Raw genomic sequence first — 21,602 nt, 5'->3', positions numbered from 1 at the left:
TTCGACGAAACGAAGTCGTTACGCGAGTTCACCGCCACATAAAGTGCGGCCGTTTCACTGGAATACATCAGCTCCAAAGACATTCTCTCCGAATGGATTCCAGAAATGGCAGCACAAACTCGAGCCGGCACGACTCCGGCAACCCCGGCCGCCGACGGAACGCTCACCCGCAGTCTCGGCCGGGTGGACCTCATCGCCATGGGCGTCGGCACCATCGTGGGCGCGGGCATCTTCGTCACCACCGGCATTGCCGCCGCGACCAAGGCGGGACCGGCCATCGTCCTGTCGTTCGTGCTGGCCGGGGCCATCTGCGCGCTGGTGGCGCTGTGCTACAGCGAACTCGCGGCCATGACGCCGCTGTCCGGGAGCGCCTACACCTACACCCGGGGCACGCTGGGCGAGGTGCCCGCGTTCCTGGTCGGCTGGAATCTGCTGCTCGAATACGCGGTGGCGGCATCGGCCATCGCCATCGGCTGGTCCGGATTGTTCGGGGCCGCTCTGAATTCCTTGTTCGGCGTGACTCTGCCCAAGGCTATTTCCGCGGGCCCCAGCGACGGCGGCGTCATCAATCTTCCGGCGGTCCTCATTGTCGCCGCGCTGATCGGTGTACTCGTGTTCGAGGTCCGACTCACTGCCGTTGTGGTGAAAACTCTGGTGGCCTTGACCATCGGCGTCCTCATCCTGGTGATCGCGGTGGGCGCGCCCCATCTGCATCCCGGCAACTGGTCGCCGTTCCTGCCTTTCGGCGTGCACGGTATCGCGGCCGGCGCGGCGCTGGCGTTCTTCGCGTATCTCGGTTTCGATGTCGTCGCCACCTCCGCAGAGGAGACCCGCGATCCGCGCCGCGATCTGCCGTGGGGCATCATCGGCTCGGTCGTCGTCGCCACCGCCCTCTACGTGGCCGTGAGCGCCGTATTGACCGGTGTCGCACCGTATTCCACCCTCGGCAATGCCGCGCCGGTGGCGACCGCGCTGGCCGCCGTCGGCGCCGGGTGGATCGGCAAGGTGATCCTGGTGGCCTCGGTGGTCGCGCTCACCAAGGGACTGCTCATGGTGTGTTACGGCCCGACCCGCCTGGTGTTCGCCATGAGCCGGGACGGCATGGTTCCGAAGGCGCTGTGCCGCACCGGCTCCCGGGGCACGCCCGTCCGGCTGAGTCTGCTGCTCGGTACGGTCGTGGCCGCGGTGGCCGGGCTGCTCCCCATCGGCACGGTGGCGGAGCTGGTCAATATCGGCGCGCTGTTCGCCTTCGTGATCGTGGCCGTCGGCGTGCTCGTCCTGCGCCGCACCGCACCCGACCGACCGCGTCCGTTCCGGGTACCGTTCCTGCCCGCGGTGGCCGTCTGCGCCATCGCCGGATGCGTCTGGCTGGCAACCACATTCGAGGCGCTGACCTGGTTGCGGTTCGTGATCTGGAGTGCGGCCGGAGTCGCGCTGTATCTGTTCTACGGCCGCAGCCACGCGACCACGGTCCCCGGCCCCACCGCCACTGCGCTCGATCCGACCCAGGTGCTCGATCCCACCCCGGCGACGGCCGATTCGAGCGCACTGACCACTACCGCGACGGTGGCCACCGGAGGTGCCGCGTGACTGCGCAGCTCGACAGCTTCTATCCGACCCGCGTCGACTTCGGCACCCTCGACGAGATCCGTCACGCGGCCGCGACCGCGCTGCCCGCCGACGTCCTGGATTTCGTGGAGGGCGGCGCGGGTAAGGAGATCACCCTGCGGGAGAACCGGCTCGCCTTCGACCGCTGGCGTATCCTGCCCGCACCGATGAGCGGGGTGGGCGCGCCCTCCACCCGCACCGAATTCCTCGGAATGCCCCTGGAGACACCGCTTCTCACCGCGCCTTTCGGCGGTGACGCGCTGTTCCATCCGGACGGGCATCCGGCCGTGGCCCGGGCCGCCCAGGCCCGGGGAGCGCTGTCCGTCGTGCCGGAGGCGGGCAGCTTCTCCTATCAGCGGGTCCGTGCCGCCGCACCGCGCGCCGCCCGGATCGCGCAGGTGCACCCCTTCGGGCACGCCGCCGCGGTAGCGGACCGGGTGGCGCGACTGGGCTACGACGCGCTGTGCGTCACCCTCGACTGCCCGGTCGGCGGCTTCCGTACCCGCAATATGGCCAATCGCTTCGACCCCGATCAGCGGCACTTCGCCGGGAATCTGACCGGCGAGGACGGCGCTCCCGGAGTGGCGGAGATCTTCGGGCAGCTGCTCAAACGCGGTGGCATGGTGTGGGATTGGTCCGAGCTGGCCGGCGCCGCCACCGGATTCGGGCTGCCGTGGATCGCCAAGGGCGTGCTCACCCCCGCCGCGGCCGAACGCGCCCTGGCCATCGGCGCGAGCGCCCTGGTCGTCTCCAATCACGGTGGCCGCCAGGTGGATCCGGCCCCGGCCAGCCTGGACATGCTGCCGCGCATCCGCGCGGCGGTGGGCCCGGAGACACCCATCCTGCTGGACAGCGGCATCCGCACCGGCAGCGATGTGTACCTGGCGCTCGCACTGGGCGCGGACGCGGTGATCCTGGGCCGCGCGGCCATCTACGGCCTGGCCGCGGCCGGGGAGGCCGGAGTGGATCGGGTGCTGGAGCTGCTCACCGAGGAGCTGCGCACCCTGATGATCCTGTCCGGCGCGGCCACCCTCGCCGAGATCGACGTCACCCGGATCATGCGAGCCGCCCCGTGAGCGCATTCCCCTTGGCCCGCACCGCGTCCGGGCTCGTGTTCACCTCCGGTCTGGCCGCCGTCGACCCGGACACCCTGACCGTCACCACCGCATCCTTCGAGGGCCAGACCGCCGAGGTCTTCCGGCAGCTCGACGCCGCACTCACCGCGGCGGGCAGTGGGCGCGCGCACGTGCTGCGGCTGGACTGCTACCTGTCCGATCGCCGCTGGTTCCCCGGCTGGAACTCCGCCTTCCGCACGCATTTCCCGACGGCCGCACCGGCGCGGATCACCACCGTCACCACCCTGCCCATCGACGGGCTGCTCATCGAAATCCAGGCGATCGCCGTCGCCACCGCTCAGGAAGATCGATCATGACCGCAGTCACCCCGCTCGTCCAACCGCAGTCCGCCCTCGGCGATTTCACCATCCGAGACGTCATCGAGGGCCAGACCGCCGGCCAGCTCATCGTCGCCGCCGACGACTGGGGCTGGTGGGTCACCCTGCTGGGCGGCGACACCGTCGCGCCCACCACCGGCATCCAGCAGACCGTCGCCGAGGGGCTGGTGCGCGCCGGCTTCCTGCTGCGGCGCGGGCACCGCTACCAGCTCACCCACACCGGCCACGACGTCGGCAAGAACCGCGGCTTCGTGCGGGTGGCGGTGCGCGGGTGGGAACCCACCTTCCGGCAGCTGTCGGACAGCCCGCACCGCGAATACATTCCCGCCGCCACCGAACCCGGAGAGGTGGCTCGCGGCTGCACCGATATCGCACGGCGGCGGCCGGAGATCTTCGAGGCCATCGGGCACGCCATCGCGGCCGGAACACCCGGCTGCACCATCGATCTCGGCTGCGCCGACGCCGGGCGGGTGCTCGCGCTGGCCGGGATCGCCGAGCGGGAACGGTTCCTCGGCGTGGACATCGAGGACGGGGTGATCGCCTCGGCCACCGCCGAACTCACCGCGCGCGGACTCGGCGACCGCATCACCCTGCTCGCCGGTTCGGTGCAGCCCGAACCGGAACCGCCCGCCTGGCTGGCCGCCGTCGACCGCGATGCCGTCACCACCGCCATGTCGTTCTTCCTGCTGCACCAATTGGCCAGCGATGGTGACGGCATCGCCGCGGTGCTGCGCGGCTGGATGGACTGGTTCCCCAACCTGCGGCGGCTGGTGATCGGCGACGGCTATCTGCTGGAGGCCCCGTATTGGACACAGCAGCCATGGTTCTCGCCCACCTACGAGATCTATCACGCGGTCACCGGCGTGCGACTGTGGACGCGTCAGGAGTACGAGCAGGCCTTCGCCGAACTCGGCTGGACGGTGCGGCGGCGGCTCGAGGATCACACCATGCTGGTGACCAGCATTCTGGAACGCGACTGACCCGAATTCCCCGGCCAGAGGCCCGGCCGACTTCGCGCATGGCCGGGGTCGGCCCGGGGTAGGCTCGCCGGGTTCGTTCGATGTTGAAGGAGAGTTCGTGGGTAAAAAGAGCCGTCTCGCTTCGGGTTTCGGAGTGGTGGCTGCAGGGGTCGCGGTGCTGGGGGCGGCGACGGGGGTGGCCGGAGCGGAGCGCGCACTGACCGCGCCGGAGCAGGTGTTCGTGAGCTACCTGCAGGAGCGCGGTGAGCTCCTGACCGATCAGGATCAGCAGCTCGCGGCCATCGATGTCGGCAAGGCCGACTGCGCGGCGATCGCCTCGGGCATGACCAAGGAGCAGCTGTCCGAACAGCTTCCGGGTGGGGCGGCCGAGAAGGAGGAGGCCGTGCTGTTCCTCGACGCGGCCACCGCGCCGGGGAGCCTGTGCGGCTGAGCTGAGCCGCGGATGTAGCGGGTCTGCGGGCGCTGCCGGAAACGGCAGCGCCCGCAGGTTTATTCGGGCCCGGACAGGTCCAACTGATCGCATCAGTCGACATCGAGGAGAACCTCGAGGTCTGAACCGTCCGAAATTTCCGCGGCGGTGTCGTGATCGCGGCAGCCCGTTCGTGTAGAGCGTGAACCCGGCAATCTGGCCGGGCCGCAGCCAAGGAGCGAACATGGGCACGATCACCGCGGTCGTCAACCTCACCCTCGACGGCGTCATGCAGGCGCCGGGCCGGGCCGACGAGGACACCCGGAACGGATTCACCGGCGGCGGCTGGGCGCACCGGTACGCGGACCCGGTCCAGGGCCGCGTCATGGGCGCGCACATGGCCGCGCACAGCGACGGCGGCCTGCTGTTCGGCCGCCGCACCTACGAGGACTTCTTCGGATTCTGGCCGCACCGGACCGACAACCCGTTCACCGAGGTGCTGGACAAGGCGGAGAAGTTCGTCTGCTCCCGCACCCTCGCCGAACCGTTGCCGTGGCAGAACTCGACCCTGCTGCCCGGCGACGGGGTCGCGGCCGTGCGCGCGCTGTGCGCCGGGCGGCCGGACCTGGATCTGGTGGTCCTCGGCAGCGGCGAGTTGCTGCGCTCCCTCATGCGCGCGGGCATGATCGACGAGTATCTGCTCTCGATACACCCGTTGACGGTCGGTCCCGGCGCGCGCCTGTTCGACGGCGCCGACGTGGGCCCGCTGCGGCTGACCGACAGCGTCACCACGACGACCGGTGTCCTCATGGCCACCTATCGTCCCGCCGGAGAGGAGTCGCGTTGACCGAGTACCTGCTCAGCATCTACCAGCCCGACGACACCACGCCGCCTGACAACCTCGACGAGATCATGAGCGAGCTGGCGGCACTCAATGCGGAGCTGCGGGAGTCCGGGGCATGGGTGTTCGCGGCCGGGCTGCATGCGCCGAGTACCGCCACCGTGCTGCGCGCGCAGGGCTCGGAAGTGCTCGTCACCGACGGGCCCTTTGCCGAAAGCAAAGAGCACATAGGCGGTTTCACCGTCATCCGCGCCGCCGACCTGGACGAGGCGCTGGGCTGGGGTCGCCGCATGGCGCGCGTCATCGGGCTGCCGATCGAGGTCCGGCCCATCCAGGACAGCTGACATGTCTTCCGGCACAGTCGATGTCGCGGCCGTCTTCGCCGAGCACTACGGCCGCGCGGTGGCCTCCCTGATCCGCGTCTTCGGCGATGTCGATATCGCCGAAGACGCGGTGCAGGACGCCTTCGCCACCGCCGTGCAGCGCTGGCCGCGCGAAGGGCCGCCGCCGAGTCCCCCCGGCTGGATCATCACCACGGCCCGCAACCGCGCGGTGGACCGGCTGCGCCGCGAGGCCGCCCGCGCGGACAAATACGCCCAGGCCGCGCTGCTCCGAGCAGACGGCGAACCGATCGAGGAGGGCGCGGTGCGCGACGACCGGCTGCGCTTGATATTCACCTGCTGTCATCCCGCGCTGTCCCGCCAGGCTCAGGTGGCGCTGACCCTTCGCCTGCTGGGCGGGCTGTCCACGACGGAGGTCGCCCGGGCCTTCCTGGTTCCGGAAACGACCATGGCACAACGCCTCACCCGCGCCAAGGGCAAGATTCGCGATGCCCGGATCCCGTATCGGGTGCCGTCCGACGCCGAGCTGCCCGCCCGGCTCGACGCCGTGCTGGCGGTCGTCTACCTGATCTACACCGAGGGTCACACCGCCACCGCCGGCGAGCGACTGACCCGCGCCGACCTCTGCGCCGAGGCCATCCGGCTGACGCGGGTGCTCGCCGAGCTCATGCCGGACGAACCCGAGGTGCACGGCTTGCTCGCGCTGCTGCTGCTCAGCGAATCACGCAGTGCCGCACGCACCTCCGGGACCGGCGAGCTGGTGCCCCTGCCGGAGCAGGATCGACGTCTCTGGGACACGGCCCTGATCACCGAGGGTCACGCCCTGGTCCGGGAATGCCTGCGCCGCAACCAGCCCGGCCCGTATCAGATCCAGGCCGCGATCAACGCCGTGCACACCGACGCCCGCACCGCCGCCGACACCGACTGGCCGCAGATCCTCCAGCTCTACGACCAGCTCCTCACCTGCACACCGAGCCCGGTGGTGCGGCTCAACCGCGCGGTGGCCGTCGCCGAGGTCGCCGGACCCGCAGCCGCACTGGCCGAACTGGACCAGTTGGACCTCGACGACCAGCATCTCTTCCATGCCGTCCGTGCCGATCTCCTGCACCGCCTCGGCCGGAATGCCGAAGCCGCACAGGCATACCGCGCCGCGATCGCCCATGCCCGCAACGACACCGAACGCGAGTTCCTCGTCGCCCGCGCCGAGGCGGCACGCCCTGCCTGACTCGACGCACCGAGTCCGACCCTGCGGACCCGACCCGGCCGGGTGCTAGCCGTGTATCGAGCTCAGCGCTTGGTCAGTCGCTCCACCGAGTCGTCCGGCAGCCCGAACTGCATGTCCGTCTCCGCCTTCAACGCCTCCGCGCGTCCGAGTTCCCGCGAATTCGCATAGAGCGACTTGTAGATTCGATTCGAACCGGCCGAGTTGGCGGTGATCTGCGCGGCCAGGTGCGCCACGAACTCGTCCAGCCCCTCGTCGGGCACCGCGTGGTTCACCAGGCCCATGTCCGCGGCCTCGACACCGCTGAACCGCCGGGCGGTGAAGCTGAGTTCCTTGGCCCGGGCCATGCCCACCCGCTCCGGCAGTCGCACCGACATGCCCCACAGCGGGGCCAGCCCCCACTGGCTGTGCGTGTCCCCGAATTGCGCGTTCTCCCCCGCGACCAGCAGGTCGCAGGCCAGGGCCAATTCGAGTCCGCCGGTGAAGCAGTGCCCGCGGATCTTGCCGATCACCGGCGCCGGAAACGCCTCGAGCCGGGCAATGGTCTCCGCCTCGTGGTAGCGGGACGCCAGCGCGTCTCCTGCGGCGAGCGACTCCAGATCGTGCCCGGCACAGAAGGATCGGCCCGCGCCGGTCAGGATCACGCACCGGACGTCCGCGCCGGCCAGCGCGTCCAGATGCGCCGCCAATTCCTCGAACGAGGCCGCCGTCAACGCGTTCAACTTCTCGGGGCGGTTCAGGGTCAGCGTGGCGATGCCATCCTCGACCGTCCGGAGCACGAGCTCAGCGCTCATGAGAATTGCCTTTCCCTAGACCGATTCCGGCCGCCGACGCGCACGCCATCGGCCGGATATCGAACTCGACTGTCTCAGTCCGGCTTCAGGCTACGGCCGATGATCTCCTTCATGAGTTCGGGTGGGCTCGCGCACTGCCGATCGGAGGTGGCTTCGCATGCCGAACCGCACAAAACCCTGTTCCGACGAGTCCCGCGCACATTTGCCATCAGGTGACAATCGTCGATGCCAGGGCTTGCAGGAATGCGTATATGCCCGCCAGCGTGTGCGCCGGCATCATGATGTCGCAGTACGGCAGCGCCGCCGCCATCGCACCGGCGGTCGGCTGGAATCGGGAGTCGCCGGCACGGGGATTCAGCCAGATGACGCGCCAGGCCCGGCGCCGGATCCGGGCCATCGCGCGGGCGAGGACATCGGGCGTGTCGCTGTCCCAGCCGTCCGACGCGATGACGACGACGGCGCCGCGCACAGCGTTGCCGGACGGAGTTGCGAGCAACGTACCGAGGCACCGGCCGATATGCGTGCCGCCGTAGCGGTCGACCACCTTGTCGTTGGCCCGGGCCACCGCGATATCCGGGGAACGGTGCGCCAGCACCGAGGTCAGCCTGGTCAGCGAGGTGGAGAAGGCGAACACCTCGGGGCGATCGGGCGAACGGCGCTGCATCGCTGCCCGCATCAGGTGCAGGTAGATCGTCGAATACGGCTGCATCGAGCGGCTGACGTCGCAGATCATGACGATTCGGCGCGGGCGGCGTCGGGGACGGGTGCGGACCAGCACCGCCGACTCCCAGCCGGTGCGGCGGGAGTTGTTCATCGTCGCGCGGAAGTCGATCCGCTTGCCGTGCGGATGGTGTGCGTAGCGCCTGCTCCGGCGCTGCGGCCACAGCGCCGACGCCTGCTCCAGCCAGGCGCCGACCGTCCGCAGGTCGTCCGGATCGAAGCGGGCGAACGGTTCCTGTTCCCGTGCCGCGAACCGGCTCGGCAGCACGTCCGGCAGCGCCACGCCCCGGTCGGTCGATCGGTCGGCACCAGTCGCCGATTGCAGTGTCGCCCAAGGGACTTCACCGTCTTGCCGAGACTGCCCCCGACCGCCCGTGCCCGGCGCCGACGCGCGTTCGGCCGGCAGCCCGTGCGTCCGGCTCGGCGGGTCCACACCCAGTACCGCGTCGGCGAACACCGTCTCGAAGACCGCGTCGAAGGCGGCGAGATCCTGCATGCGATCGACGAGCGTGAGTCGCGCGGCCCAGTAGAGTTCGGTGCGCGACCGCGGCGCCATGCGACGCAAGGCCTGCACGAACAGCGCGGGCCCGCTCGGCGCCACCGCGACGCCACCACGCCGCAGCCGCGCGACCACCGCGACAGCGAATGCGGCCAGATCGACGCGCAGCAGTGCCGCTCGCGTCATCGCTTCCCGCGCATCCGCCTGCGTACCAGGATGATTCCGAGCACGGCCGCGAGCACGAACGCGATCGCGGGCGCGTACTTCTTGATCATCGCGGGCCCGACGAGCTCGACGAGATCGAGCGGCGCCGGCTCGGTTTGCGCGACCGGTTGTGGTCGCGCCTCTCGGCCGTCCGGCGCGGCCGTCGCTGCTGCGGCGGCCGAATCGCCCTCCGCGAGTTTCTCTTCCAGAGATGCGACGAATTGACCGATCATCTTCTCCGACACCTGCTGCAGCATCCCACTGCCGAACTGGGCGAGCTTGCCGACGATCTTGAGGTCGGTGTCCACGGTGACGCGGGTCCGGTCGCCGTCTTCGCGCAGTTGCGTGGTGATGGTCGCCGCCGCGTTTCCGGATCCGCGTGAGTCCCGGCCGCTGCCGTTGATGACGGCGCGATGGTCGTGTTCGTCGCGCTCGACGAAATTCGCCTTCCCGGTGAATTCACTGGTCACCGGGCCGACTTTGACCTTCAGTTTGCCGAGGAAGTCCTCGCCCTCCCAGCCGACGAGCTGTGCCCCGGGCATGAGCGGAACCACCTGTTCGAGGTCGGTCAGCACCGCCCATGCCTGCTCGAGGGGTGCGTGGACGGTGAACTCATTGGCGATCTTCATCGGAGTATCTCTCTCATCCGGTAGCCAGGCTTCGGGTGTATTCGACGAATGCCTCGTGGACCGTGGTGCGGTCGTCGGGTGTTTTCGCCAGTGCGCTGAGCGCGGCGACCGTCTCCGGCGCGGTGAGATCGGCGACGTCGAGCGTCACCAGCGCGGCGATCCAGTCGATGGTCTCGGCGACGCCGGGCGGCTTGTCGAGATCGAGATCGCGAGCGCGGCCCACGAATTGGGTGGCCTGCTCGATCAGCGCGTCGGTTGCCCCGGGCACGGTGCGTCGCACGATCGCGACCGCGCGGGCCGGTTCCGGGTAGTCGATCCAGTGGTAGAGGCAACGCCGCCGCAGCGCGTCGTGCAGGTCGCGACTGCGGTTGGAGGTCAGCACAGCGAGCGGCGGGTGTTCGGTGACGAACGTCCCGAGTTCGGGAACGGTCACCGTGGCCTCACCGAGGAATTCGAGCAGCAGCGCTTCGAATTCGTCGTCGGCACGGTCGATTTCGTCGATCAGCAGCACCGGGGGCGTCGGGCCGCGATATCGCACACAGCGCAGGATCGGGCGGTCGACCAGATATGCCTCGGTGAACAGGTCGGCTTCGGTGAGGTCGGCGCCGCGCGCCTCGGCGAGCCGGATGCTGAGCAGCTGACGCTGGTAGTTCCAGTCGTACAGCGCTTCGCTCACGGTGAGGCCCTCGTAGCACTGCAGGCGGATCAGCGGTGCACCCAGCACGGTGGCCAGGGTCTTCGCCGCCGTCGTCTTGCCCACTCCCGGTTCACCTTCCAGCAGCAGTGGCCGACCCAGCGTGGTGGCCAGATAGAAGGCGGCGGCGGTTCCGGTATCGAGCAGGTAGTCGTCGGCGTCGAATCGCCGCACCACGTCCTCGATATCGCCGAACGGCGACATCATGGCGACGTCGCGGCGCGCAGACGCTGGTAGTCGTCCCAGGTGTCGACGTCCAAGGGCACCGGTGCGTCGACGTCGAGTTGCGACACCGGGACGCGGCCCGACTCGATGATCTTCCACACGGCCTTGTCGCCGCGCAATCGCGCCAACTCGCCGAATATGCTGCGACTCAGCCAAAATGGATGCCCGACACCGTCGCGGTAGCGGCAGACCGTGATCGCGGCGGACGTTCCCTCGGCGATCAGCCGCTCGACGGTCGCCGCCGACAGACCCGGTTGATCACCGAGCATCAGCACGATTCCGGCGGCCCGCGGATGCACCAGGTTCAGGGCCGAACGCAACGACGACGAACAGCCCGAAGCGAAACTTTCGGCCAGGACAACCTCCACCCCGGTGAGATCGACCTGCTGGGCCACCGCCGCCGCCGCGCCGCCGAGCGTTACGATGATCTGATCGAACGCGCAGGACCGCACCATGTCGAGAGTGGCGCCGAGAACCGTCGTATTCCGGTACGGCAGTAGCTGTTTCGCCGTGCCGAGACGCTGTGAGGTTCCTGCCGCGAGCACCACTCCGGTGACGACCCCGTTCGTCATGAGCCTGTCCTCGTCGCTGCGAAGGAGGTGCGGCAGCCGGAGCTGCAGAACCAGTGGTCGACACCGTCGACAGTGAGATGCGGTGTGTCCGGCCCGACGGTCACGGTCATGCCGCACACCGGATCGAGCACCTCGATCGCGACATTCGCCACGCGGGGCGTGACGGCCAGGCCACCTTTACGGATCGCCTGGATCACTTCCGCGACAATCGAGACCGCTATCTCCGCGGACGTCTTGGCGCCGATCGGCAAACCCACCGGGGTGCGGACGCGAGCCCGTTCGGCGTCGGTCAATTCGAGTTCGTCGAGGATCGACGCGCCCCGAATCGTGCTGGCCACCAACCCGATGTACCCCACACCCGCGTCGAGCGCGACGCGGATCATCTCGGCCTCCGGGCCACCGTGGCTGGCGATCACCACCACCGTCGTATCGGCCAGCGAATCCAGCGAGCCGGCTTCGGCAGTACTGCGCCGCACTCCGAAACCCACCAGTTCGCACATGTCGGCCAGGGCATCCGCGATGGGTGTCGCGCCGCAGATGCGCACCAGCGGCGCCGGGATCTGCGGCTCCAGGAAGATCTCCAGCGCTCCGCCGGACAAACAGGGATTCACCACCACCGCCGCGCCGGGCGCTTCGGGGAAATGCAGATCGCCGTCGGGCAGTACGCGCAGCAGTACACTCTCGTGCGACTGCAGGGCACCCAGCGCCGCCTTGCGGACCGAGTTCTGGGCGCACTGGCCGCCGACGAATCCTTCGATCGTCCCGTCCTGCAACAGGATCGCCTCGTCCCCGGCGTGCGCCGAGGTCGGCTGCTGGGCGCGCACGACGGTCGCGTGCACGAACGGGGTCCGGGTGCGGACCAGCTCCTGTGCACGCTCGTTCATCTTCATCGGTGACCCCATGGCTCGGACCCCACTCAGATGGGCGGTGTGGCCCGGCCCTGCATCGCGTCCCACACCCGCGACGGCGTCAACGGCATGTCGGCGTGCCGAACCCCGAACGGCGCCAGCGCGTCCACCACCGCGTTGACCACCGCCGCGGGCGATCCGACCGTGGCCGATTCGCCGATGCCCTTCGCGCCGATCGGATGATGCGGCGACGGCGTGACCGTGTACCCGGTCTCGAAATGCGGAACCTCGAGCGCCGTCGGGATGAGGTAGTCCATCAGGGATCCGCCGAGGCAGTTACCGTCCTCGTCGAAGGCCATGATCTCCATCAGCGCCATGCCGATACCGTCGGTGATGCCGCCGTGCACCTGCCCCTCGATGATCATCGGATTGATCCGGGTGCCGCAGTCGTCGACGGCGAGGAAGCGCCGCACCTTCACCACGGCCGTCCCCGGGTCGATATCGACGACGCAGAAGTACGCACCGTAGGGGAAGGTGAGATTCTCCGGGTTGTAACAGATCTGCGCATCGAGTCCGCCCTCGATCCCCTCGGGCAGATCACCCGCGCCGTGTGCGCGCATCGCGATCTGCTGGATCGTCACGGCCGCGGACGGATCGCCCTTGACGTGGAAGGAGCCCTTCTCCCACTCGAGGTCGGCGACGGAGACCTCGAGCATGCCCGACGCGATGATTCGCGCCTTGTCGCGCACCTTCCGCGCCACCAGTGCGGCAGCGGCGCCCGAGACCGGTGTCGACCGGCTGCCGTAGGTGCCGAGGCCGAACGGTGTCTGATCGGTGTCGCCGTGCACAACGTCGATGTCGTCGGGCGGGATGCCGAGCTCCTCGGCGACGATCTGGGCGAACGTCGTCTCGTGCCCCTGCCCCTGGGTCTGAACCGACAGCCGCACAACGGCTTTGCCGGTCGGGTGGACGCGCAGCTCGCACCCGTCGGCCATCCCGAGACCGAGGATGTCCATATCCTTGCGCGGACCCGCGCCCGCGGCCTCGGTGAAGAAGGACATCCCGATGCCCATCAACTCGCCGCGGGCGCGCCGGTCCCGCTGCTCTTCGCGCAAGGCGTCGTAGCCGATCATGTCCATCGCCAGACGCATGGTCTTCTCGTAGTCGCCGGAGTCGTAGACCCAGCCGGTCTTGGTCCGGTACGGGAACTGTTCGGCGCGAAGAAGATTCCGCAGCCGCAGCTCGGCCGGATCCATCTTCAGTTCGTAGGCGAGGCAATCCACCAACCGCTCGACGAAGTAGACGGCCTCGGTGACCCGGAACGAGCACGCGTAGGCGACGCCGCCGGGGGCCTTGTTGGTGTAGACCGCGGTCATCTTGCAGTAGGCGGCCTCGATGTCATAGCTGCCGGTGAAGACGCCGAAGAAGCCCGCCGGATACTTCAGCGGCGCGGCCGTGCCGTTGAAGGCGCCGTGATCGGCGAGCACGGTCGACCGGATGGCCAGGATCTTGCCGTCGGTGGTGGCGGCGATCTCGCCGACCATGATGTAGTCGCGGGCGAATCCGGTGCTGGTGAGGTTCTCGCTGCGATCCTCCATCCATTTCACCGGTTTGCCCAGCAACAGCGACCCGACGATGGCGCAGACGTATCCCGGATAGATCGGCACCTTGTTGCCGAACCCGCCGCCGATATCGGGTGAGATCACCCGGATCTTGTGTTCGGGCAGTCCGGCCACCATCGCGTAGATCGTGCGGTGGGCATGCGGCGCTTGGCTCGTCGACCACAGCGTGAGCTTCCCCGTCACGGGATCGAGATCGGCGACAGCGCCGCAGGTTTCCATCGGGGCGGGATGCACTCGCGGATAGACGATCTCCTGCCTGACGACGACATCGGCGCGCGCGAACACCGCCTCGGTCGCGGCGGCATCGCCGGTCTCCCAGTCGAAGCAGTGGTTGTCCCGCTTGCCTTCGAGATCGTCGCGGATCACCGGTGTCTCGGGCGCCAGTGCGGTCCGGGCGTCGATCACCGGATCGAGCATCTCGTACTCGACATTGATGAGCTCCAACGCATCACGCGCGGAGTAGCGATCCTCGGCGACGACGAAGGCCACCTCCTGGCCCTGGAATCGGACCTTGTCCGTCGCCAGCACCGCCTGCACATCGTTGGACAGCGTCGGCATCCAGGCCAGTCCCTTCGCCGCGAGGTCCGCGCCGGTGACGACCGCCTTGACCTTCGGATGTGCCTGTGCCGCCGAGACATCGACGCTCACGATCCGCGCGTGCGCGAACGGGGAACGCAGTATCGCCATATGCAGCATGCCGGGCAGCTGCACGTCGTCGACGTAGTTGCCGCGCCCGCGAATGAACCGCGGATCTTCTTTGCGGAGCATCCTGCCGTGACCGCACGGCTTGCGATCGTTGTCGACCCTGTCTTCGGGCCGGGGCTCGACGGCGGTCATGACGTGCTCCCTACCGGCGTCGGCGTGGCGGCGGGTTCGGGCTCCACCGCTTCGCCTCGTTGCTTCGCCGCGGCCCACTGGATCGACCGCACGATGGTCGTGTATCCGGTGCAGCGGCAGATCTGGCCCGAGATCGCCTCCCGAATGGTCTGCTCGTCGGGATTCGGATTGCGGTCGAGCAGGGCGCGGGCGGTGATCATCATTCCGGGCGTGCAGAAGCCGCACTGCAACCCATGGCACTGCATGAAGCCCTCCTGCACGGGATCGAGTTGGCCGTCCACCTCGAGCCCCTCGACAGTGCGCACCGCATGGCCGTCGGCCATGACGGCCAGCATCGTGCACGACTTCACCGGCTCGCCGTCGACCTCTACCACGCAGGTGCCGCAGTTGCTGGTGTCACACCCCCAGTGGGTTCCGGTGAGCCGCAACTGATCTCGTAGGAAATGCACGAGCAGGATGCGTGGCTCGACCTCCGCGGACACCGTCTCGCCGTTGACGGTCATGGTTACCTGCATGGCTAATTCCCTTCCAGCACAGACTCGTTCAGTGCGCGCTCGACCGCGGTACGCAGCACACGAATCGTCAGTTCGGATGCGAGATGGCGCTTGTAGTCCGCACTGCCGCGCGCATCGGAGACAGGTGAGCACGCTGCGCTCGCGCGGCGGCCCGCCTCCGCGAAAGCGTCTTCGGTGGGCGGCCCACCGATGAGTGCGTCGACCGCGCCGGCGAGCGCCGCCGGATCGGCGTTGACCGCCGTCAGGCCGATCCGTGCGGCCGCTATCGTCTCGCCGCGCAGTGTCACGGTCGCCCCTGCCGCCGTGATCGCCCAGTCGCCGACCCGGCGCTCCACCTTCGCGTAAGCACTCGAGGTCCGATGCCGCACCGGAATTCGGATCTCGATCAGAAGCTCGTTGTGCGACATGGCGGTTTCGTACGGACCGACCAGGAAGTCGTCCATGGCGATCTCCCGGTCGCCGGACGGTCCGCGCACCAGGCACGTGGCGCCGAGGACCGTGCAGACCGTGCTGAGATCTTCGGCGGGATCGGCCTGGCACAGCGAGCCGCCGATCGTGCCGCGATTGCGCACGACCGGATCTGCGATCACGCGCTCGGCGTCACGAAAGATCGGGCACACCGCGGCGAGATCGTCGGACTCGAGCAGATGCCGATGCCGGACCATCGCACCGATGCGCACCAGGGTCGGATCGGTGACGATGTAGCCCAGTTCGGCAGCCAGGTCGTTGATGTCGATGAGATATTCCGGATTGGCCAGCCGCAGCTTCATCATCGGTAGCAGGCTGTGCCCGCCCGCCACGATGCGCGCCTCGTCGCCGAGCCGGTCCAGTAGTCCGATGGCGTGATCCACACCCGTTGCGCGCTCATATTCGAATGGCCCAGGAACTTGCACGTGATCTACCTCACATCCTTGGGAAGAAGCTCAGCCTCTGCCCTGCTGATGTGGTCGTCAAGACCGAATTAAGCAATCGCTTAACTGGCTGTTTCCGCCTTGTGGTGAATGCGGCCGCCGGTCCGGGTCAGGGAGCGACCGTGCCCGCCCCAGCGGCGCGCGATGATCTCCGCCGCGATGGACACCGCCGTCTCTTCGGGTGTCCGGCCGCCCAGATCCAGCCCGATCGGGCTGGCGAGCCGGGCGAGTTGCTCGTCGGTGAGACCTGCCTGTCGCAGCCGGGTCAGCCGCTCGTCGTGCGTGCGGCGCGACCCCATGGCGCCGACATAGCCGATCTCCGGCGCGCCCAGGGCCACCTCGAGCAGTGGAACGTCGAACTTGGGATCGTGGGTCAGCACGCAGACGACGGTCTGCGAATCGATCGCACCGGCCGCGATCTGCGCGGCCAGGTAGCGGTGCGGCCAGTCGACGACGACCTCGTCGGCGGTCGGAAACCGGGCGGAGGTGGCGAAGACCGGCCGCGCGTCGCACACCGTCACCCGGTACCCGAGGAACGATCCCTGCTGTGCGAGGGCGGCTGCGAAATCGATCGCCCCGAACACCAGCATCCGCGGCTGCCGGGCATAACTGGCGACGAAGACCGCCATGCCCTCGCCGCGGCGCTGCCCGTCCGGACCGTAGGACAGCACCTCGCTGCGGCCTGCCGCGAGCAGCCCGCGTGCGTCATCGATCACCGCATCATCGGCGCGCGCCGACCCCAGGGTGCCGTGCGCGGTGTCCGGCCGGATCATCAGCCGTCGCCCTATCCTGGCGGCGTCGGGGTGCTCGATGACGGTCGCGATCGCGACCGGCCGGTCGGCGGCGATCTCCGCGGCGACCTCGCCGAGTTCCGGAAACGTTTCCCGCGAGATCGCCTCGACGAAGATGTCGATGATGCCGCCGCAGGTGAGACCGACGGCGAATGCGTCGTCGTCGGAGATGCCGAACCGCTCCAGCACCGGACGACCGGTCCGGATGACGTCGGTGGCGAGTTCGTAGACCGCGCCTTCGACGCAGCCACCGGAGACCGAACCGCCGACCGTCCCATCCGAGGCGACGACCATGGCCGCGCCGGGCGGTCGTGGCGCCGAACGGAAGGTCCGCACGACCGTCGCGACCCCAGCCGTGCCCCCGGCGTTCCAGGTTGTCATCAGATCCGTGAGCACGTCCTGCATGGTGCGTCCTCCGGGCGCGATGCGGCTGTAGGCACCGCGTCCACCTCCAAACTAGACTCGGATTGTGACGCCCGCCCAGCTTCGGGCCTACTCGACGGTGGTGCGGCTCGGCTCCGTCCACGCGGCGGCCAGAGAGCTGGGGATATCCGACGCCGGTGTCTCGACGCACATCGCCCAACTGCGTAGAGAGCTCGACGACCCGCTGTTCACTCGCACGGCGGCCGGTCTGGCCTTCACACCCGGTGGGTTGCGCCTGGCCAGCCGGGCGATCGAGATTCTCGGACTACAACGCCAGACCGCCATCGAGGTGAGCGAAGCGGCGCACGGCCGACGGCTGCTCCGCATCGCGGCCTCGAACGCGTTCGCCGAACATGCCGCGCCCGGCCTCATCGACCTGTTCGCGGCGCGGGCGAAGGATCTGTCGGTCGAGCTGAGTGTTCATCCCACCAGCCAGTTCCGCAGCTTGATCGAGACCCGTGCGGTGGACATCGCGCTGGGGCCCGGGCAGAACGACACCGACACGACCATCACCACCCGGCCGTTCCTGAAGTATCAGATCATTGCCGTCGCGCGCCCCGACAGCCCGCTTGCGGACGTCGTACCGTATCCGGCGCTGCTGCGGGAGCAGCAGTGGATGCTGGGCCCGGGCGCCGGTAGCGTCGACGGGCGTATCGCGACGATGCTGCGCGAGTTGGCGATTCCCGAATCACACCAGCGGATCTTCCAGAGTGACGCCGCCGCCCTCGAAGAGGTCCGCCGGGTCGGGGGCATCACCCTCGTGATCGGCTTCGCCGTCTCCTCCGACCTCGCGGCCGGTCGTTTGACCCGCATCAAGGGAGCCGGCCTCCAGGTATCCGATGAGTGGTGCGCGACCACTCTGCCGCCCGACACCCGACAACCCGCGGTGTCGGAACTGCTGCGGTTCATCGCCACCCCGCGATGCATCCAGGCGATGATCCGCGGGTCCGGGGTCGGTGTCACCCGGTTCCGCCCGAAAGTACATGTGACGTTGTGGAGTTGACCCGCTGGCCGGCCTGATTTCAGCGCCGAGACATTGAGGGAGCAGCACATGGACGACGAGTTCGAACGCACGCCGCGCCTCACGGCTTTCCCGCGCATCGACGACTACGGTTTCATCTCCGACTGCGAGGTCACCGCGCTTATCGCCCCCAGCGGAGCCATCGAGTGGATGTGTCTGCCTCGCATCGACTCCCCCAGTGTCTTCGCAGCCATCCTGGATCGCTCCGCCGGTTCGTTTCGGTTCGCCCCGGTCGAATTCATGGTGCCCACCGATCGCCGCTACGTCCCGGGGACGATGGTCATGGAGACGAGTTGGCGCAGTGGCGAAGGGTGGGCGACGGTTCGCGATGCGCTGCTGGTCGGGCCCTGGCGGCATCAGACACCCGGCCACAGCGCCCATCGTCGAACCCCGACCGACTACGACGCCGAGCACATATTGCTGCGGACCGTGCGCTGTGAGACCGGGCAAATCCAGTTCGGGCTCGACTGTCAGCCGTCCTTCGACTACGGCAGGCACCATGCCCATTGGGAGTACCTCGACAGTTACTACCTCGCGCAGGCCAGAGCCGACGGGACCGACCTGGAGCTGACACTCAGCACCGACATGCGCTTGGGGCTGGAGGGTACGCACGCGCTGGCGCGCACCCTGCTGAAGGCGGGCGACACCCGCTTCTGCGCGCTCTCCTGGGGTAGTCGCAATGCGCCCCGCGCCGTCGACGAGGCCGAAGAACGGCTACTGCGGACGATCCACCACTGGCGGCACTGGCTCGCCGGCGGGCGGTTTCCGGACCATCCGTGGGCCGCCCAGCTGACCCGCAGCGCGCTGACCCTCAAGGGGCTGACCTTCGCACCCACCGGCGCCATCAGCGCCGCTGCCACCACTTCACTACCCGAAACACCAGGCGGACAACGCAATTGGGACTATCGCTACTCGTGGATACGTGACTCCGCCTTCGCGCTGTGGGGCCTGTACACACTGGGCTTCAGCTGGGAGGCGAACGACTTCTTCTCCTACATCACGAACTTGACCGAAGGCGTCCGCGACATGCAGATCGTCTACGGCATCGGCGGCGAAAGCGACCTCACCGAGCAGACCCTCACCCACCTGCGCGGCTACGAAAACGCCAGCCCCGTGCGCATCGGCAACGACGCGTACCGGCAACGCCAGCACGATGTGTGGGGCGCTGCGCTGGACGCGGTCTACCTCTACGCGCGCAACCAGGACCGAATCGACGCGCGCGCCTGGCCGGTGCTGGGCCGGGCGGTCAAGAGCGCCCTCACCTACTGGCGCGAGCCCGACCATGGCATCTGGGAAGTGCGCGGGAAGCCCCAACACTTCACCTCCAGCAAGGTGATGTGCTGGGTTGCCGCCGACCGCGGTGCCCGGCTGGCCCGCATCCACCAGGACTTCGAACGCGCGCATCGCTGGCAACAGGCCGCAGACGAAATCCACGCCGACATATGCGCTCATGCCGTCGACTCCCGGCAGGTGTTCACCCAGTACTACGGCAGTACGGCGCTGGATGCTTCGGCCCTGCTCATTCCGCTGGTTCGTTTCCTGCCACCCGACGACGAGCGGGTATGCAACACGGTGTTGGCCATCGCCGACGAATTGACCGAGGACGGCCTCGTATTGCGGTACCGCGTCGGTGAAACCGACGATGGATGCGCGGGGGAAGAAGGCGCCTTCACGATCTGCTCGTTCTGGCTGGTCTCGGCGTTGTCGGAGATCGGCGAAAAGAAGCGAGCCAAACAGCTGTGCGAGAAACTGCTCGCCTACGCCAGCCCCCTCGGCCTCTACGCCGAGGAGATCAACCCCCGAACCGGTCGGCACTGGGGCAATTTCCCCCAGGCGTTCACCCACCTCGCTCTGATCAACGCCGTCATGCACGTCATTCAGGACGAACAAGCCGTTACGCGGCAGGCACTCGGCGGGGAATCGATCTCCCCGCGACTCGACGACGCGTCATACACACTGGGATACATTCGCGAACCCTGACGCTGCGGATTACCACAGCCCGACGTCGATTCCTGTTGTGGTACCGGGCATTTGATGACCTCTCCGAGGCCATCCGCTGCACCGACGGCCCATCCGGGTCGGCCAAGTACTTGTCGCCCCACTCCAAGAGTGCAGCTTCCACCAGACCATCCAGGCGGGTGGTGAGCAGGTTGCTCGCGATGCCCAGCCGGTCCCGGAATTCGCCGAAGCGACTGGCGCCGTCGAGCGCCTCACGCACGATCAGCAACGACCAGCGTTCGCCGATGACCGACAACGCGCGCGCCACCGAGCAGTTGACCGTGTCCGGCCCCGGAATTCGGCATCAGCCGTGAAATTGTCGACAGCTACCTGTGCGCCGACACTGTCGATCACCGGCTGAGCCGCGGACGTGTGCCTGGTGGGGGATCGGACAACTTATAGCCGAGCCATCGGCACCGACCGCCTCGATCAATGCGTCCACCGCGGGCAAACGTATGTGGTGCTGATTCCGCACCGGGTTTCGCGGGGGCGCCCCGTGAGTTGGGCCGAGGCCGGTAAGGCCGCGGCCTCGCCGGGAATCCTGGGGTCGGGGTCGGCGCGGTCGGATCCGGCGTGTGTGTGGATGTGTTCGGCGATCAGGGCGGCGATGCGGTCGGGCGCCTCCAGCATGGGGACGTGTCCGGCACCGTGCACCAGGATGCGGTCGGCCGAGTCGGGCAACTCGCGCAGGAAATGCTCGGCGTAGGCGAGGTTGGGTGTCACCCGGTCGCGTTCGCAGATCAGCAGGCGTACCGGGGTTTTCAGCGTCGACAGGTGGCCCGGTCCGGGCATGCGCAGGCCGCCGATCAGCAGCGGCAGCATGGCCGGGCAGTGCAATGCCGCGGTGATCGCCGTGGTCACCGCGGGCGCCGGCACCGCCGAGGGGTCTCCGCTGAGCGCTGCCAACGCGAGCCGGCGGGCGGGACCACTGAATCGCAGCGCCGGACCGACGCGCTTACCGAGCGCCACGATCGGTACCAGCGCCAGGAACTTCAGCCCCACACGCAGTTGCAGCAGCGACGGGCAACCCCAGCCGCCGGCCGGTGCGATCGCGGTGAGCGTACGAGCTCGGCCCCGGTGGGCCAGTTCGAAACCGACCCAGGCACCGAGCGAATTGCCGGCGATATGGCAGGTGCGCCAACCCAATTCGTCGAGCTGGCTTTCGATCTCGTCGGCGAGTGCCGCCACATCCAGGTATCCGCCTCGTAGCCCGGGTCCACCCCAATGGCCGATCAGAGCCGGGGCGAACACTTCACACGTGTCGGAGAGCCGCGCCGCGACCGGCTCCCAGCAGCGGGGGGACATCATGAACCCGTGCAGCAGTAGAAGGGGCTCGCCGGACCCGGTGTGCAGGGCTTTCACCGGGGGCAGGGTCGTGGGCCGACTGGTGGCCGACATCATTGTCATCGCCTCCTTCTGGACTTCGTTGTCCGCGAAGAGGTCAC

The 21,602-nt window shown here is 68.5% G+C and carries 22 protein-coding genes; 10 read left to right on the top strand and 12 right to left on the bottom strand.

Annotated elements, in window-relative coordinates; translation table 11 throughout:
* The first annotated feature begins 105 nt into the window (after window positions 1-105).
* From ACQP1O_RS12115 to ACQP1O_RS12080, 8 genes are all read left to right on the top strand, one after another.
* Window positions 106-1,590: an amino acid permease gene (locus ACQP1O_RS12115; RefSeq protein ID WP_433565903.1), complete on the top strand. Its 1,485-nt coding sequence runs from the start codon at window positions 106-108 to the stop codon at window positions 1,588-1,590.
* Window positions 1,587-2,684 (top strand): alpha-hydroxy acid oxidase, encoded by a 1,098-nt coding sequence (locus tag ACQP1O_RS12110; RefSeq protein ID WP_433565902.1) that lies wholly within the window; start codon window positions 1,587-1,589, stop codon window positions 2,682-2,684. Before ACQP1O_RS12115 ends, ACQP1O_RS12110 begins: the two co-directional genes overlap by 4 nt.
* Window positions 2,681-3,040 carry a RidA family protein gene (locus ACQP1O_RS12105; RefSeq protein ID WP_354848281.1) on the top strand — a complete coding sequence of 120 codons (360 nt, stop codon included), beginning with the start codon at window positions 2,681-2,683 and terminating at the stop codon, window positions 3,038-3,040. Before ACQP1O_RS12110 ends, ACQP1O_RS12105 begins: the two co-directional genes overlap by 4 nt.
* A complete protein-coding gene (locus ACQP1O_RS12100) occupies window positions 3,037-4,041 on the top strand; it encodes a hypothetical protein (RefSeq protein WP_433565901.1) in 1,005 nt (334 codons plus the stop codon). The genes ACQP1O_RS12105 and ACQP1O_RS12100 overlap by 4 nt, the downstream gene beginning before the upstream one ends.
* 97 nt (window positions 4,042-4,138) lie before the next feature.
* Window positions 4,139-4,471: a DUF732 domain-containing protein gene (locus ACQP1O_RS12095; RefSeq protein WP_433565900.1), complete on the top strand. Its 333-nt coding sequence runs from the start codon at window positions 4,139-4,141 to the stop codon at window positions 4,469-4,471.
* 223 nt (window positions 4,472-4,694) lie between these two features.
* Window positions 4,695-5,297: a dihydrofolate reductase family protein gene (locus ACQP1O_RS12090; RefSeq protein WP_433565899.1), complete on the top strand. Its 603-nt coding sequence runs from the start codon at window positions 4,695-4,697 to the stop codon at window positions 5,295-5,297.
* Complete coding sequence (locus ACQP1O_RS12085; RefSeq protein ID WP_433565898.1) at window positions 5,294-5,635, top strand: YciI family protein; 342 nt, start codon at window positions 5,294-5,296, stop codon at window positions 5,633-5,635. Before ACQP1O_RS12090 ends, ACQP1O_RS12085 begins: the two co-directional genes overlap by 4 nt.
* Before the next feature lies 1 nt (window position 5,636).
* Window positions 5,637-6,857: an RNA polymerase sigma factor gene (locus tag ACQP1O_RS12080; RefSeq protein WP_433565897.1), complete on the top strand. Its 1,221-nt coding sequence runs from the start codon at window positions 5,637-5,639 to the stop codon at window positions 6,855-6,857.
* Between the two features lie 62 nt (window positions 6,858-6,919).
* Here the strand turns inward: ACQP1O_RS12080 and ACQP1O_RS12075 are convergent, their stop codons facing one another.
* The 10 genes from ACQP1O_RS12075 to ACQP1O_RS12030 all read right to left on the bottom strand — a co-directional run bounded on the left by ACQP1O_RS12075 (window position 6,920) and on the right by ACQP1O_RS12030 (window position 17,120).
* Entirely contained in the window at window positions 6,920-7,648 is a 729-nt protein-coding gene (locus ACQP1O_RS12075) for an enoyl-CoA hydratase/isomerase family protein (RefSeq protein WP_433565896.1), read from the bottom strand.
* Window positions 7,649-7,856: 208 nt separating this feature from the next.
* Entirely contained in the window at window positions 7,857-9,053 is a 1,197-nt protein-coding gene (locus ACQP1O_RS12070) for a vWA domain-containing protein (protein ID WP_433565895.1), read from the bottom strand.
* Entirely contained in the window at window positions 9,050-9,700 is a 651-nt protein-coding gene (locus tag ACQP1O_RS12065; RefSeq protein ID WP_433565894.1) for an SRPBCC family protein, read from the bottom strand. The genes ACQP1O_RS12070 and ACQP1O_RS12065 overlap by 4 nt, the downstream gene beginning before the upstream one ends.
* Before the next feature lie 13 nt (window positions 9,701-9,713).
* Complete coding sequence (locus ACQP1O_RS12060; protein ID WP_433565893.1) at window positions 9,714-10,601, bottom strand: AAA family ATPase; 888 nt, start codon at window positions 10,599-10,601, stop codon at window positions 9,714-9,716.
* Window positions 10,598-11,191, bottom strand: coding sequence for a nucleotidyltransferase family protein (locus tag ACQP1O_RS12055; protein ID WP_433565892.1), 594 nt, complete (start codon window positions 11,189-11,191; stop codon window positions 10,598-10,600). The genes ACQP1O_RS12060 and ACQP1O_RS12055 overlap by 4 nt, the downstream gene beginning before the upstream one ends.
* Window positions 11,188-12,081, bottom strand: a complete 894-nt coding sequence (locus ACQP1O_RS12050) for an XdhC family protein (RefSeq protein WP_433565891.1) — start codon at window positions 12,079-12,081, stop codon at window positions 11,188-11,190. The genes ACQP1O_RS12055 and ACQP1O_RS12050 overlap by 4 nt, the downstream gene beginning before the upstream one ends.
* Window positions 12,082-12,107: 26 nt before the next feature.
* The gene (locus ACQP1O_RS12045; protein WP_433565890.1) at window positions 12,108-14,498 is read right to left on the bottom strand and encodes an aerobic carbon-monoxide dehydrogenase large subunit; all 2,391 of its coding nucleotides are present in this window, start codon (window positions 14,496-14,498) and stop codon (window positions 12,108-12,110) included.
* Window positions 14,495-15,013 carry a (2Fe-2S)-binding protein gene (locus ACQP1O_RS12040; RefSeq protein ID WP_433565889.1) on the bottom strand — a complete coding sequence of 173 codons (519 nt, stop codon included), beginning with the start codon at window positions 15,011-15,013 and terminating at the stop codon, window positions 14,495-14,497. Before ACQP1O_RS12040 ends, ACQP1O_RS12045 begins: the two co-directional genes overlap by 4 nt.
* A gap of 2 nt (window positions 15,014-15,015) precedes the next feature.
* A complete protein-coding gene (locus ACQP1O_RS12035; protein ID WP_433565888.1) occupies window positions 15,016-15,906 on the bottom strand; it encodes an FAD binding domain-containing protein in 891 nt (296 codons plus the stop codon).
* Window positions 15,907-15,986: 80 nt separating this feature from the next.
* Entirely contained in the window at window positions 15,987-17,120 is a 1,134-nt protein-coding gene (locus tag ACQP1O_RS12030; RefSeq protein WP_433565887.1) for an XdhC family protein, read from the bottom strand.
* 64 nt (window positions 17,121-17,184) lie between these two features.
* On the opposite strand from ACQP1O_RS12030, the gene ACQP1O_RS12025 reads away from it, so the two are divergent.
* Both ACQP1O_RS12025 and ACQP1O_RS12020 read left to right on the top strand, forming a co-directional pair.
* On the top strand, window positions 17,185-18,141 hold the full coding sequence (locus ACQP1O_RS12025; protein ID WP_433565886.1) for a LysR family transcriptional regulator: 957 nt from the start codon (window positions 17,185-17,187) through the stop codon (window positions 18,139-18,141).
* A 48-nt stretch (window positions 18,142-18,189) separates the two neighbouring features.
* On the top strand, window positions 18,190-20,139 hold the full coding sequence (locus ACQP1O_RS12020) for a glycoside hydrolase family 15 protein (RefSeq protein ID WP_433565885.1): 1,950 nt from the start codon (window positions 18,190-18,192) through the stop codon (window positions 20,137-20,139).
* On the opposite strand, the gene ACQP1O_RS12015 is transcribed toward ACQP1O_RS12020, so the two are convergent.
* Window positions 20,054-20,425 (bottom strand): winged helix-turn-helix transcriptional regulator, encoded by a 372-nt coding sequence (locus ACQP1O_RS12015; RefSeq protein WP_433565884.1) that lies wholly within the window; start codon window positions 20,423-20,425, stop codon window positions 20,054-20,056. The genes ACQP1O_RS12020 and ACQP1O_RS12015 overlap by 86 nt on opposite strands.
* A 161-nt stretch (window positions 20,426-20,586) precedes the next feature.
* Window positions 20,587-21,564, bottom strand: a complete 978-nt coding sequence (locus tag ACQP1O_RS12010) for an alpha/beta fold hydrolase (protein WP_433565883.1) — start codon at window positions 21,562-21,564, stop codon at window positions 20,587-20,589.
* Window positions 21,565-21,602: the final 38 nt, after the last annotated feature.

The sequence above is a fragment of the Nocardia sp. CA-151230 genome, from assembly GCF_050942175.1.
GTDB lineage: Bacteria > Actinomycetota > Actinomycetes > Mycobacteriales > Mycobacteriaceae > Nocardia.
This window is presented reverse-complemented; position numbering and strand designations above follow the sequence as displayed.

What these genes read in the sequence shown, in the direction of transcription:
- ACQP1O_RS12115 (WP_433565903.1), top strand. Translation starts at nt 106, where the DNA reads ATGGCAGCACAAACTCGAGCCGGCACGACTCCGGCAACCCCGGCCGCC.
- ACQP1O_RS12100 (WP_433565901.1), top strand. Translation starts at nt 3,037, where the DNA reads ATGACCGCAGTCACCCCGCTCGTCCAACCGCAGTCCGCCCTCGGCGAT.
- ACQP1O_RS12090 (WP_433565899.1), top strand. Translation starts at nt 4,695, where the DNA reads ATGGGCACGATCACCGCGGTCGTCAACCTCACCCTCGACGGCGTCATG.
- ACQP1O_RS12080 (WP_433565897.1), top strand. Translation starts at nt 5,637, where the DNA reads ATGTCTTCCGGCACAGTCGATGTCGCGGCCGTCTTCGCCGAGCACTAC.
- ACQP1O_RS12075 (WP_433565896.1), bottom strand. Translation starts at nt 7,648, where the DNA reads ATGAGCGCTGAGCTCGTGCTCCGGACGGTCGAGGATGGCATCGCCACG.
- ACQP1O_RS12070 (WP_433565895.1), bottom strand. Translation starts at nt 9,053, where the DNA reads ATGACGCGAGCGGCACTGCTGCGCGTCGATCTGGCCGCATTCGCTGTC.
- ACQP1O_RS12065 (WP_433565894.1), bottom strand. Translation starts at nt 9,700, where the DNA reads ATGAAGATCGCCAATGAGTTCACCGTCCACGCACCCCTCGAGCAGGCA.
- ACQP1O_RS12060 (WP_433565893.1), bottom strand. Translation starts at nt 10,601, where the DNA reads ATGATGTCGCCGTTCGGCGATATCGAGGACGTGGTGCGGCGATTCGAC.
- ACQP1O_RS12055 (WP_433565892.1), bottom strand. Translation starts at nt 11,191, where the DNA reads ATGACGAACGGGGTCGTCACCGGAGTGGTGCTCGCGGCAGGAACCTCA.
- ACQP1O_RS12050 (WP_433565891.1), bottom strand. Translation starts at nt 12,081, where the DNA reads ATGAAGATGAACGAGCGTGCACAGGAGCTGGTCCGCACCCGGACCCCG.
- ACQP1O_RS12045 (WP_433565890.1), bottom strand. Translation starts at nt 14,498, where the DNA reads ATGACCGCCGTCGAGCCCCGGCCCGAAGACAGGGTCGACAACGATCGC.
- ACQP1O_RS12040 (WP_433565889.1), bottom strand. Translation starts at nt 15,013, where the DNA reads ATGCAGGTAACCATGACCGTCAACGGCGAGACGGTGTCCGCGGAGGTC.
- ACQP1O_RS12030 (WP_433565887.1), bottom strand. Translation starts at nt 17,120, where the DNA reads ATGCAGGACGTGCTCACGGATCTGATGACAACCTGGAACGCCGGGGGC.
- ACQP1O_RS12020 (WP_433565885.1), top strand. Translation starts at nt 18,190, where the DNA reads ATGGACGACGAGTTCGAACGCACGCCGCGCCTCACGGCTTTCCCGCGC.
- ACQP1O_RS12010 (WP_433565883.1), bottom strand. Translation starts at nt 21,564, where the DNA reads ATGACAATGATGTCGGCCACCAGTCGGCCCACGACCCTGCCCCCGGTG.